Origin of the sequence: Bradyrhizobium sp. LVM 105, from assembly GCF_003957705.1 — a bacterium.
Taxonomy (GTDB): domain Bacteria; phylum Pseudomonadota; class Alphaproteobacteria; order Rhizobiales; family Xanthobacteraceae; genus Bradyrhizobium; species Bradyrhizobium frederickii.
Genome location: NZ_QZMV01000001.1, coordinates 816,715 through 829,201, shown reverse-complemented (window position 1 = coordinate 829,201; position 12,487 = coordinate 816,715). Strand labels below are relative to the sequence as shown.

The window sequence follows — 12,487 nt, the reverse complement described above, 5'->3', positions numbered from 1 at the left end:
GCCTCTTTGTGCAAGGAAGCGCGCGATTCACCCTGAAAAATAAGGGTTGGATCGATGTCGCCGGTCTTCCTCCCCGTAAGAACAGGGAGAAGTGCGAGCAATTGGCTAGACGCGCTCGATGATGATGGCGGGAGCCATACCGCCGGCGGCGCACATGGTGACAAGTCCGCGCCTCAAGTCGCGCCGTTCGAGCTCGTCGAGCACGGTGCCGATCAGGATCGAGCCGGTGGCACCGATGGGATGACCGAGCGCGATCGAGCCGCCATTGACGTTGACCTTGGCGCGATCGAGCCCGAGGTCGCGGATATATTTCTCCGCCACCACCGCGAACGCCTCGTTGATCTCGAACAGGTCGATGTCGTCGACGGTCAAGCCGGCCTTCGCCAGCACCTTGCGCGTGGCCGGCACCGGTGCGTTCAGCATCAGGGTCGGCGAATCCCCCATATTCGCCATCGCCACCACGCGGGCGCGGGCCTTGAGGCCATGCGCCTTGGCGTAAGCGGGCGAGGCCAAGAGGATCGCCGCGGCGCCGTCGACGACGCCGGACGAGTTGCCGGCATGGTGCACGAAGTCGATCTCGAGATCAGGATATTTCTGCAGGATCAGGCCGCGATAGGTCGTGCCCTTGTCGTCGAGCGCATAGTCGGCGATCCCCGGGAATGCCGGCTTCAGGCTGCTCAGCCCCTCCATCGTGGTCTGCGGCCGCGGATACTCCTCCTGGTCGAGCGCAAGGCTGCCGTCCTCGCGGTGGACCGGCACGAGGCTCTTCTTGAAATACCCGTTCGCCATCGCGTGCGCGGCACGTTTCTGACTCTCCAGCCCGAGCGCGTCGACATCCCTTCGGGTAATGCCTTCCAGCGTCGCGATCGCATCCGCGCAGACGCCCTGATGCGACTGCGGATGCCGCGCGCGCAGACGCAGATTGCCGTTGTCCATCATCATCGGACCCGAGCCGCGGCGTCCCTCCATCGACATCATCTCGCAGCCGCCGGCGATGACGAGGTCTTCCACGCCCGCCATGATCGAGCTTGCGGCCATGTTGACGCTGGTGATGCCGCTTCCGCAGAAGCGGTCGAGCGTCACGGCGCTGGCGCGCACATCGTAGCCGGCGTCGAGCGCCGACATCCGGCCGAGATCGCCGCCTTGCGTTGCGACCTGCGCGCTGCAGCCCCAGACGATATCGTCGACGTCGGCGGTGTCGATGCCGGTGCGCTCGGCGAGCGCGCGCAGCACGGTTGCGCCCAGCTGCTGCGGATGTATGCCCGACAGTGCCCCCTTGCCGGCCTTGCCGACGCCGCGCGGGGTCCGGCAGGCATCGATGATGAGTGCGTCGGTCATGGGCGCTGTCCTCTTGTTATGAGTGTTGAGGACAGTTCTGAATAACGGGGAGAGGAGAGTCAATCCGCGTTGCAGACGTCACTCGCGCGGATTTTCCGTTGCGCGGTTAGCCCACGAAGCTTCGGCGACGTCATGGCCGGGCTTGTCCCGGCCATCCACGTCTTAGTCAATGGACGAAGAACGTGGATGCCCGGGACAAGCCCAGGCATGACGACCTCTGGGCGAGGAAAGCAATCACGCCCCCGCCGCGTTCTTCGCGATCACGTTGCGGTAGAAGCTGGCGCTGAGTTTCGGTGTACGCACCTGCGTATCGAAATTGACGTGATAGAGCCCAAAGCGCTTGTTCAGCCCATAGACCCATTCGAAATTGTCCATCAGGCTCCAGAGGAAATAGCCGCGCACCGGCACGCCTTCGGCCGTGGCGCGCTGGAGCTGGGCGAGATAGTTGCGCAGGTACATGATGCGATCGGTGTCGTAGATCTTGCCGTCGGGCGTCACGACGTCGTCGCCGGAGGCCCCGTTCTCGCTGATATAGATCGCATCCGTCTTCCAGATCTTTGCCGCCAGCTTCGGCACCCAGTAGATCGTCTCGGGTCCGACGCGCAGCCAGTCCGAATTCATGTGCGGGAACGATTTCGGAATCGGCAGCGGCATGAAGCCCGCGCCCTGGTCGGACGCCACCACGTAGTGCTGCGGCGCGTAGATGTTGAGGCCGAGGAAATCGACCGGCGAGGAGATGATCTTCAGCTCCGCATCGGTGTATTTGGGCGCGTTGGGCCCGGCGAATTTCAGGAAGGCATCGGTATAGCGGCCTGTCATGATGACGTTGAGATAGCCGGCGTTCATCTCGCGCAGCGCGATCTCCGCAGCGCGAACGTTTTCCGGCGTGTCGATCGCGGGCGCACAGGCATCGATGTTCTCGGCCGGCCCCACCCTTGTGCCGCGACGGCCATGGGCGCGCACCGCCTGCACCGCGAGCCCGTGCGCCAGCGCGCTGTTATGCCTGATCTGGTTGACCTCGGCTTGCGGCAACTTCACGCCGGGCGCGTCGATGCCGATGCCGTAGCCGAAATAGACGAAGCGGCCGCTCTCGTTCAGCGTGAACACATTCCTCACGCGGTCGGTGAGGTGCTCGGCGACATAGGCCGCGTAGTCGCCGAAGATCTTGCAGGTCTCCGTCGAGCGCCAGCCGCCGAAGCGATCCTCAAGCGATTGCGGCAGGTCCCAATGATAGAGCGTCAGCCACGGCTCGATGCCGTTCTTCAGGAGCTCGTCAATGAGCCGGTTGTAGAAGTCGAGCCCCTTCGGATTGGGCTTGCCGTCGCCGTCCGGAAACAGCCGCGGCCAGGCCACCGAGAAGCGGTAGGCTTTGCAGCCGAGTTCCTTGATGAGCCCGATATCCTCCTTGTAGCGGCGATAGTGCTCGTTGGCGCGGTCGCCAGTGGTGCCGTCCTCGATCTTGCCGGGGATGCGCACGAACTTGTCCCAGATCGAGGCCCCTCGCCCGTCCTCGTTGACCGCGCCCTCGACCTGGTAGGAGGAGGTCGCCGTGCCCCAGACGAAGCCGGCGGGAAAGCCGGCGCGCGGCGCTGCTGCCGGCCTCGCTTCGGCCGCATCGAGCGAACCGGTCAGGCCGGCTGCGGACAGCCCCGCGAGTTTCGCGAAACGGCGACGCGAGACCTTGTCCGACATTGATGCTTCTCCGCTTCAGGGGCCTGTTGCGGGCGCACAATGGCGAGTTCAGGGCGGTTTGAGAAGCAAGCTTTGGGAGAAACCGGATGCAGAATCGCGCGGCCCGGGGGCACGACAGATGGATGCCGGGCAACTGCCCCGCGTGCTTCCCGGCTCAGCGCGGGCGCTTCGGCAGCTTTGGCAACTTGGCGGGGTTGAACGCCGGGCGCTGCTCGGCTCGCTGTTCACGTGTCGGCGGCGGCGGTTCGGTGAGAATGAGCGTTCCCTGGAGAATCATGCCCGGCACTTGTTGTGCCGTCGCGGTGTAAGTCGCGATCTTGCCGGGGCAGTTTCCCTCGATGTCCAAAGTGAGCTCGTCTTCCACGCCGAACACGGTTGCACGACCGTCGGTATGGCGCTTCGTCGACACGGTGGCGGTGAAGCGATCTCCATCGACCTGACAGGAGCCGTGATAGGTCATCAGGCTGTCGCGGCCCCAGATCTGTCCGTCTGCGACATGGACGATCCCGGTCCCCTGATCGAGCGGCGTCTTGTACCACGCCGCATATGTCCCGTCCTTCAGCATGGGAGCAGTCTCCCCTGGCATTCCCCGACGATAATCCGCATGATTAGCGCTAAGAAAGCGTTAATCTCGCGGCCCGTTCCATTCCGGCCTGTCCTTGCGCAGCTCGGCTTCGAGCTCCTCGACGATGTCGTGTAGCAGACACGCGGCCAGCGGATCCGTCACCTCCCGCTCCAAACGCCGATAACGGGCGATCCGGCATTCCTGCTCTCTCAATTGGTGCTCTGTCATCACGCGGGCCCTCCGTCGAGTTGACGCGGAGAGTGCCGGGCAGTTTCGTTAAAGTTTTCAGATCATTTTTGATGGTTTCTGATTGGTAAAGACAGCGCTGCGCGGAACGAGACCAAGTCATCGCCAGGGCGCTATCGCTTCTAAGTGGACAGACGAAGCCAGACGTCCTTGCTTGCCAGCGTGCCGTTGGGCGTTGCGATCTCCATGTCCACGACGTGGAGGGAACCGGGCTCGTCTGCATAGATGTACTTGAGATGCCACATCAGACCCAGGTCCGGTGAAACGACAAAATCGTCCAATGCGTCCGTGATATCTCGAACCGCCTCGCGGTGCGTCAAGGGCGCGGAAAACATCGCATCGATCAGGTCGGCGAGGCTCATGCCCTCGACGAGCATCAGTCGCGCGATCTCGTCGCCGTAGACGTGCCGAAGCGCTGAAACGATCGCAGCGACGGCATCCGGATTCTTCAACGACACGGCAAAGCAGGCCTCCGAAGCTATCATGCCGGAGGCGGAATATTCTGCAAGATCAGCGAGCACTCCAGCAGAGCAATGGACGCGGCGTCCGAGAGCGCGGCTGAGCCGGGCTCAGCGAGCGCGGGTCGGTGAGCTCGGCGCCACCGTTGGTGCGGTTGGGCAAGGCCTCGCGGTCGGCGCCGCGACCGTGCTTCTGATTGCACGCCCGGCGTGCTTCTGCTACCTTGAGGTACGTGCCTCATTTCACCTCGCCGGCCGTCGGTGAGTCGGCCCCGCCGCAACGATGCGGATGGCAGCTGATCGCCGCGCAGCCTGGGGGTGAGACGTGCGTCCAATTTGGGCACAAGCAGAGTTGGCCTTCATCAAGGGCCGACCGCCTTAGGGAGGATAATATGCAGCGTCTCTTGGTTGCAGGTGTCTCTATTGCCTTCGCGATAGCATCGGGTGTCGGCTCGGCCGGTGCGGCAGACAAGAAGGTTCTGGCCTTCGTCGTCAACGGCGCATCCGACTTCTGGAAGATCGCTGAGGCCGGCGTGAAGAAGGCGCAGGGCGAGCTGCCCAACTACGACCTCCAGTTCAAATATCCGGAACAGGCTGCGGCCGCCGTGCAGCAGCGCGTGATGGACGACCTCGTCGCCGCCGGCGCCGCCGGCATCATGGTCAGCGCGGTCGATCCGAAGAACCAGACCGATCACCTCAACAAGGTTGCGTCCCAGACGGTGCTGTTCACCACCGATAGCGACGCGCCGCAGTCCAAGCGCGTGGCCTATATCGGCTCCTCCAACACCGATCTCGGCAAGGAGGCAGGAAAGCTGATGGTCAAGGCGCTGCCGAACGGCGGCAAATGCGTCGGCTTCGTCGGCCTACCCGGCGCCGACAATGCGCGCGAGCGCATCGAAGGCGTGAAGGAGACGATCAAGGGCTCGAAGGTCGAGCTCGTCGATGTCCGCGGCGACGAGATCGACCAGACCCGCGCCAAGCGCAACGTCGAGGACATCCTTGCTGCGATGCCCGATGTGAGCTGCCTCGTCGGCTTTTATTCCTACAATACGCCGCGCATCTACGAGGTGCTCAAGGAAGCCGGCAAGCTCAACAAGATCAAGATCATCGGCTTTGACGAGGATCCGATCACGCTCGGCGGCGTCAAGGAAGGCAGCATCGTCGGCACGGTGGTACAGCAGCCGTTCGAATGGGGCTATCAGGGCATGAAGCTGATGGCGAACTACATCGGCGGCAACAAGTCTGGTGTTCCGGCCAACGGCATCATCATCGTGCCCGGCAAGGTCATCGAAAAGGAGAATGTCGACGACTTCATGGCCTCGATGAAGCAGATGCTGAAGAAATAGGAGATATCCCCGCTGCCCGAGCCGCAGCCCGCCATGTCAGGACCGTTCCTCGAACTGATTGACATCAGCAAGAGCTATCCTGGCGTGGTCGCGCTCGATCGCGTCAGTTTGCAGGTGTCGCCCGGCGAGGTCATTGCGCTGATCGGCGAGAACGGCGCCGGCAAGTCGACGCTAATGCGCGTGCTTGGCGGGGTCGTGGAGCCGAGCGGCGGCGTCATCCGTGTGGACGGCGCCGCGCGAAGCTCGCTCACCGTGGCGGATGCGATCAAGGCCGGCATCGCCTTCGTCCATCAGGAGCTGAACCTCTTCGACAATCTGGACGTCGCCGCCAACGTTTTCATCGGCCGCGAGCCCGTGCGCGGCGGGCCCTTGCGGCTGATCGACCGCAAACGGATGCATGCCGGCGTCGCTCCGCTGCTCGATAGGCTGGGCTGCGATTTCGCCGCCGATGCGCCGCTCGCCGAATTGTCGCTGGCGCAGCGCCAACTCGTCGAGATCATGAAGGCGCTCTCGCTCGATGCTCGTCTCGTCATCATGGACGAGCCGACCTCGAGCCTGACGCTCACGGAGACCGACCGCTTGATGCGGATCGTCGCCGGCCTGAAAGCCCACGGGGTCAGCATCATCTTCATCACCCATCGGCTCAACGAGGTGATGCAGTGCGCCGATCGCGCGGTCGTGCTGCGTGACGGCCGCGTGGTAGGCACATTGAAGCGCGCGGAGCTCTCGCCGGCGGCGATGATCCGCCTGATGATCGGCCGCGACCTGAAATCGCTTTACGTTCCCCCGGCCGCAGCTCCTGGGGACAGCGTGCTCCAGATCATCGATGCCGTCACCGACACCTATCCCGACCGCGCCGTGAGCCTGTCGGTCCATCGCGGCGAGATCCTCGGACTTGCCGGCCTCGTCGGGTCCGGCCGCACGGAGCTCGCGCGCGCCGTCTTCGGCATCGACCGATTGCGTGGCGGCGCGATCAGACTAGATGGCGAGCCGATCCGTATCGCAAACCCGCGAGCCGCCATCGCGCAAGGCATCTACCTCGTTCCGGAGGACCGCAAGGGCTCGGGCCTGTTGCTCGACGTCTCGATCGCCGAGAACATCTCGCTGCCCGATCTCGCGTCCTATTCGCGCTTCTGGCTGGTGGATACGGCGCGCGAGAAGGAGAATGCGATGCGCCAGCGGGAGCGTCTCAATATCCGCGCGCCCGACGTCGAGACCGCCGTCGGCTCTCTGTCGGGAGGCAATCAGCAGAAGGTCGTGCTCGCCAAATGGCTGTCGATGCGGCCGAAGGTCCTGATTTTCGACGAGCCGACGCGTGGCGTTGACGTCGGAGCCAAGCAGGAAATCTACGACATGCTGCGCCGTCTGACCGACGGCGGCGTTGCGATCCTGATGATCTCCAGCGACATGGAGGAGGTGATCGGGATCAGCGACCGGATCGCGGTCATGCATGAAGGCGCGATCTCGGGCTTCCTTGATCGCAGCCAGTTCAGCGAGCACAATGTGCTGCAGCTTGCCGTCGGTCACGCAATTGAGCCGGAGGGACCTTGAGCAAGAAAGACCTGAGCCTTCTGGTCCTGATCCTCTTGGTCGGGACCGTCGTCGCCCTCATCAATCCGAGATTCCTGTACGTTGGCAACCTCTCCAATACCGCCAACCAGGTCGGGCTGTTCGGCATCTTCTCCATCGCGCAAGCCTTCGTCATCATCATCGGCGGAATCGAACTGTCGGTTGGTTCCGTGATCGCATTGCTGGGGGTCCTGTTCATCGACCTCATCGTCAATCGCGACGTCGACTGGTTGGTGGCAACCGCCATCATCGTTGCGGCCGGGCTCGTGATCGGCCTGGTTCATGGCACGCTGGTGACCAGGATGCGGATCCAGGCTTTCGTGGTAACGCTGTGCGGCCTCCTGATCTATCGCGGCGCGGCACGCTATTATACCGAGGACGCGACGGCGGGGTTCGGCTTCGGTGCGAGCTTTCCTATGCTGGAATGGCTGGCCGCTGGCCGCACCAACGTCCTCGGCTTTCCGCTGCCGCACAGCGTGGTGGCGCTTGGCGTCGTGACCATCATCGCCTGGGTGGTGCTGCACCGCTCCGTGTTCGGCCGCTATCTCTATGCCGTCGGCAAGAACGAGGAGGCGGCACGCTATTCCGGCATTCGCTCCAGCCGCGTGATCATCTCGGCCTATATCATTTGCGGCGGGCTGACGGCATTTTCAGCCATCCTGATCGCGATGTACACCCGTTCGATTTCGCCGGCCGTGCACGGCTCGTTCTACGAGCTCTATGCCATCGCCGCCGCTGTGCTCGGCGGCTGTTCCTTGCGCGGCGGCGAAGGCTCGATCATCGGCGTCGTACTCGGCACCGTACTGCTCCAGATGCTACAGAATCTGGTCAACCTGCTGGGCATTCCGAGTTCGCTCAATTTCGCGGTGATGGGAACGGTGATCCTGGCCGGGGTGCTCGGCGATCAGTATCTGGTGCAGCGACGCCACCGCGTGGGCGCGGCCAAAGGCCGAGGGCAGGCGAGCGCCGCGGCCGTACCGATCGAGAGAATGAAGGTGGAGTGAAAGCGACGGTTTGCGCGGGCGTGTGTCCGAATCAGACGGGTCAATCACGTGAGGACGCCACCGCTTCCAAGTATCTAGAACGTCACCCGCATCCCCGCGTAGAACGCGCGCGGCCTGGCCGGGCTCAGCGAGCGCGGGTCGGTGAACTCGGCGCCGCCGTTGGTGAAGTTGGGCAAGGCCTCGCGATCGAAGAACTGTCCATAGGTCGCGTAGCGCTTGTCGAAGATGTTGTCGACGCGACCGTAGAGCTGGACGTTCTTCGTCACCTGGTAGGAGGTGTGGAGATTGAACACGGTATAGGACGGCAGCTTGGCATATTGGTTGGACTCGTCGCCGACCAGATATTGGCTGGAGACGAACAGCGCGTTGCCGCCGACCTTCCAGACGTCGGTCAGGGCGTAATCGATGCCGACCTTGACGCGGTGGCGCGGGATCGCGGGGATCTGGTTGCCGGGCCTGACCTGGATGGTCTCGGTGGCGTCATCGGCGAACGGGCTTTCCGAGCCGAGCTCGAGCGGATCCAGGAAGCGCGCGTCGACGAAGGCGTAGCTCGCCTGGAACTGGAGCGTCGGCGACTTGATGTTGACCTCGGCCTCGAGGCCCTGCCGGCGGGTCCGGCCGATGTTGGAGAAATAGCCGAAGCCCGTGCGCCCGACGACGGGGACCGCGACGATGTCGTCATAATTGGTGGCGCGGAAGCCGCCGATCTTCCAGCCGAGGGTCCCGATGTTCAGCTCCCTGGTGCCGCGCAGGCCGGCTTCCACGGTCTTGGACACGACCTGCTTGAGCGGCGGATCGGAGACCAGGAACGCCGCGATCAGACAGGGACGGGCGGGATCGGAGCAACCGAGCTCGAGCGGCGTCGGCACGCGATTGGCCTCGGAGTAGCCAGCATAGGCGGTCAATTCCGGCGTGATCTTGTAGGTGCCGCCGATCATCGGATTGAAGCGGGTGAAGGTGTGATCGCCGTTGAGCGCCGTGCCGAGCTGATCTTCCAGCGAGATCCGCGCCGCATTGAAGCGCCCACCACCCGTGATCGCGAAGGCGTCCGTGACGTTGAACGTGTCCATCGCGTAGAGGCCATTGTATTGATTGACGGTCCGCAACGAGACGGGGCCGGCCACGGGATCTGCCGTGGGAGTCGCCCCCAGGAAAACGCCGCTGCCGCTGACGACGTAATTCTCACCCATCGAGCCGATCTCGGCGGTCGCGTTGTAGCGCGTCACGCTGGCGTCATAGGCTGCGCCCACCACGAAGCGGTTGTCATGGCCGAACAATTGATCGGTGTTGGTGGCCTGTCCTGACACGCCGAACGTGGTCGAACGGATCGAGCTTCGATCGATCTCGCCGAGAATCGTTCCCGGTGCGAAGGGATTGGCGAGCTGCACGCCGTCTGCGCCGTTGGCGGGCGTGGCGTCATCGCCGAAGCAGAGCAGCGCCGGATCGGCGCATTCCTGCACGTCGGTCGGATTGCCGTCGACGAGCTTCTGCTCGTACCTGCGCACATGCGCGGTACCTTCGAGCGTCCAGGTCGGCGTCGCATCGACCTTTCCGGTCAGATTGAGATAGCCGACACGGTTAGACGTCGTCTGCGGGGTGGTGTAGGTCGCGCCCCAATATTTGTCGAGCAGTTCGGCCGGGACGGTGGCGCTGGCGCCGAAATCGTTCTTGGCGACGCCCATATTGGCATGGAATTCGCTGTCGCCGGCCTTGTAGCCGATATCGCCGTAGAACCGCCGCACGGTGGATTGAGAGTAGTTGCGGAAGCCGTTGTCGCGCAGGCCTTCCAGCGCGGCATAGACGGCGTAATTGTTGTCGACCTGCTTACCCCATTGCGCCGAGCCCTGGATGCGGCCGAACGAGCCGCCCATCAGATCGAGTTCCGCACCCTGATAGGTGAAGCCGTCCTTCATTTGCAGATTGAGCGCGCCGCCCAGGGCGTTGAGACCGAAGGCGGGATTGTTGGTCACCAGCGTCACCGACCTGATCGCTGCGGTGGGGATCAGGTCCCAATTGACCGCGTCAGAGAAGGCCTCGTTGATGCGGACGCCGTTCTGATACACCGCAAGGCCCTGCGGCGTGCCCGTCACGGGTGAGGCGACGAAGCCGCGGAATTCGACATCCGGCTGGAACGGATTGCCGGTGACCTCGGTGATGTTGACGCCGGCGATGTTGTCACGGAGCGCGTCAGTGACGTTCAGCGAGCCGGTGCGCTTGATCTGGCTCGGATCGACGGCGTTGATCGCCGACGGCACCTTGTCGACATCAAGACCTCTGCCGATGCCCGGCGCAGTCGGGTAAACGTAGATGCGTGTCCGGGGACTTGCGGACGACGCGGCCCCGATGCGCGCGACCGGTCGCGTCGGCGCCGTACGCCTCGCCACCGACGGCGGCGGCGCCGCCACTTCGACCGGCGGCAAATTCTGGACGTTGGTCTCCTCGTCTTGCGCGGCCCCCGCGGGGCTCGCGAAGAGCATCCCGGACACCAGACCGGTCGACACCGAAGCCATCAACAAACGACGCTTGAACCAAAGAACCTTGCCCATCCCCGCCTTCCCATCCGTGACCACCGGCTGTTTTGCCCTTCGCCGATTGGTCGGGACGAGTGTAATCGGCGGCAAGTCGCGCGCCAGCCACAAAAGATCGGGCAATATCCGCTCCCGTTTTCCCGACCAAATCGGGAATTTTTCCCGATCGCCTCGGGCGCGGTCAGGCGGCCGCAGTCGGAACCAGCGCCTCCACCGTCAAGCCGCCTGCGCCGGAGACGACATTGAGCGTGCCACCGAGTGCCAGAATCCGCTCACGCATGCCGACGAGGCCGAAGCCGAGCTTCTGGCCCGGCTCCATGCCGCGGCCATTGTCGCTGACCCGCACCCGGGCGCAGAAGCGGCCATCGTGAGCCGTTTGCTCCGCCGGTTCGATGACGACATTGACCGAGGTCGCGCCGGCATGGCGGAACACATTGGTGAGCGCCTCCTGCACGATGCGGTAGATGGTGAGGTCGGCAGTCTCGCCCGTGGGACCGAGCGCGGGTGAGATCACGGTCTCGATCGCGACATCGGGATGCGATTCCCGCCACAGCCGCGACAGCGATTCCAGCGCCTGGCGCAGGCCGAGCTCGGCGAGCCCGACGGGACGGAGGCGCTCCAGCACACGGCGATTGAACTGCTGCAGCGCGTTGATCTGCTCCAGCATGGCGCTGCCGTGCTTTCGCACGGCCTCCGCATTGGGAACGCGTCCATCCGCCTGCTTTGCCAGCGCGCCGGCATGGGCGCGCAACGAGAACAGATACGGCCCGAACTCGTCGTGGAGCTCGCGCGCGATCTCCTTGCGCTCGATATCCTGAAGCGACACCGCTCGCTCGGCGAGGCGCCGCTTGTCCTCGACCGCCGCATGAAGCGTTGCGGCAAGGTGGTTGAGTTTGGTGCAGATCGCGGCGAGCTCCGGCGCGCCGCCCGGCGTGACGCGGGCCTCATAATGTCCACCTTCGAGCTTCCCCATCGCCTCCGCCAGCGATTGCAGCGGCGCCAGCGCCCGGCCGACCACATTCATCATCAAGAAAAACAGCGCCAGTGCGATCACCGAGCCGACCTCGAGCTGGGTCACGATGCCGTCCCAGATCTCGGCGATCTCGTCATCTGGATGCGAGGTGATCAGGAGCGAGCCGGGCCTGCCGTGGATCGATACCGGAACGCTCACCGCAGTCTGGTCGGGATGAACCAGGCTGACGAACCAGGCCGGCGGCCCGCGCGTGTCGGCATCGGCGTCGGCCCGCGGCGGCGACAGCGGATGGCCGCCGGCGTCCCGGAGCGTGATGCTGACATGGCGCAGGCGGCTGAGATCGCGCGCGATCTGGTTGAGCCTGGCATCCGGATCGGGGGCCTCGTTGAGATCCGCCACGATCATTTCGATGAACTCGCGCGCCAGGCGGATCACGCTCTGGTCCTCGGCCTGCACGCGGGGACCAGCCTCCGCGACCTGGCGGCCGATATTGACCGCGAGCCCCAGCGCCAACAGCAGTGCCAGCAAGAGGTTGATGCGACCGCGCAAGGATAGATTTTGCCACATGGGTGTCGCTCGTGCCTCGCGAAGCTCTGCCCGCCGCTGTCCGACGACGTTGACAGGGGCGGAGCGGCGGATATCTAATCGGAAGCGTACAGCAATCCCGGCCGGGTTGCATGAGGCGAGCTCGGACACATCGCTCACGCGCCTGTCCCAGGTCGGTATCATGCGGCGCAGAATAGGCGAGTTTTGTCACAGGGAACGCGC

Annotated in this window: 9 protein-coding genes; 3 read left to right on the top strand and 6 right to left on the bottom strand. The window is 64.2% G+C overall.

What is annotated here, in order from left to right:
• Window positions 1-105: 105 nt before the first annotated feature.
• From D6B98_RS03945 to D6B98_RS03930, 4 genes are all read right to left on the bottom strand, one after another.
• On the bottom strand, window positions 106-1,338 hold the full coding sequence (locus D6B98_RS03945) for an acetyl-CoA C-acetyltransferase (RefSeq protein ID WP_126255600.1): 1,233 nt from the start codon (window positions 1,336-1,338) through the stop codon (window positions 106-108).
• A gap of 234 nt (window positions 1,339-1,572) precedes the next feature.
• Window positions 1,573-3,030: a GH1 family beta-glucosidase gene (locus tag D6B98_RS03940; RefSeq protein ID WP_126255599.1), complete on the bottom strand. Its 1,458-nt coding sequence runs from the start codon at window positions 3,028-3,030 to the stop codon at window positions 1,573-1,575.
• Window positions 3,031-3,184: 154 nt separating this feature from the next.
• Complete coding sequence (locus D6B98_RS03935) at window positions 3,185-3,595, bottom strand: hypothetical protein (protein WP_126255598.1); 411 nt, start codon at window positions 3,593-3,595, stop codon at window positions 3,185-3,187.
• 368 nt (window positions 3,596-3,963) lie between these two features.
• A complete protein-coding gene (locus tag D6B98_RS03930) occupies window positions 3,964-4,326 on the bottom strand; it encodes a hypothetical protein (protein WP_126255597.1) in 363 nt (120 codons plus the stop codon).
• 365 nt (window positions 4,327-4,691) lie between these two features.
• Here D6B98_RS03930 and D6B98_RS03925 point away from each other — a divergent pair, with 365 nt between their 5' ends.
• Genes D6B98_RS03925 through D6B98_RS03915 form a run of 3 tightly spaced genes read left to right on the top strand, consistent with a single transcriptional unit; the run spans window position 4,692 to window position 8,218 of the window.
• A complete protein-coding gene (locus tag D6B98_RS03925; RefSeq protein ID WP_126255596.1) occupies window positions 4,692-5,645 on the top strand; it encodes a sugar-binding protein in 954 nt (317 codons plus the stop codon).
• 33 nt (window positions 5,646-5,678) lie between these two features.
• Entirely contained in the window at window positions 5,679-7,196 is a 1,518-nt protein-coding gene (locus D6B98_RS03920; protein WP_126255595.1) for a sugar ABC transporter ATP-binding protein, read from the top strand.
• Window positions 7,193-8,218 carry an ABC transporter permease gene (locus tag D6B98_RS03915; protein ID WP_126255594.1) on the top strand — a complete coding sequence of 342 codons (1,026 nt, stop codon included), beginning with the start codon at window positions 7,193-7,195 and terminating at the stop codon, window positions 8,216-8,218. Before D6B98_RS03920 ends, D6B98_RS03915 begins: the two co-directional genes overlap by 4 nt.
• Window positions 8,219-8,292: 74 nt before the next feature.
• On the opposite strand, the gene D6B98_RS03910 is transcribed toward D6B98_RS03915, so the two are convergent.
• Window positions 8,293-10,764, bottom strand: a complete 2,472-nt coding sequence (locus D6B98_RS03910; RefSeq protein WP_205680443.1) for a TonB-dependent receptor — start codon at window positions 10,762-10,764, stop codon at window positions 8,293-8,295.
• A 163-nt stretch (window positions 10,765-10,927) separates the two neighbouring features.
• Window positions 10,928-12,286 (bottom strand): histidine kinase, encoded by a 1,359-nt coding sequence (locus D6B98_RS03905; protein ID WP_164718361.1) that lies wholly within the window; start codon window positions 12,284-12,286, stop codon window positions 10,928-10,930.
• Window positions 12,287-12,487 lie beyond the last annotated feature (201 nt).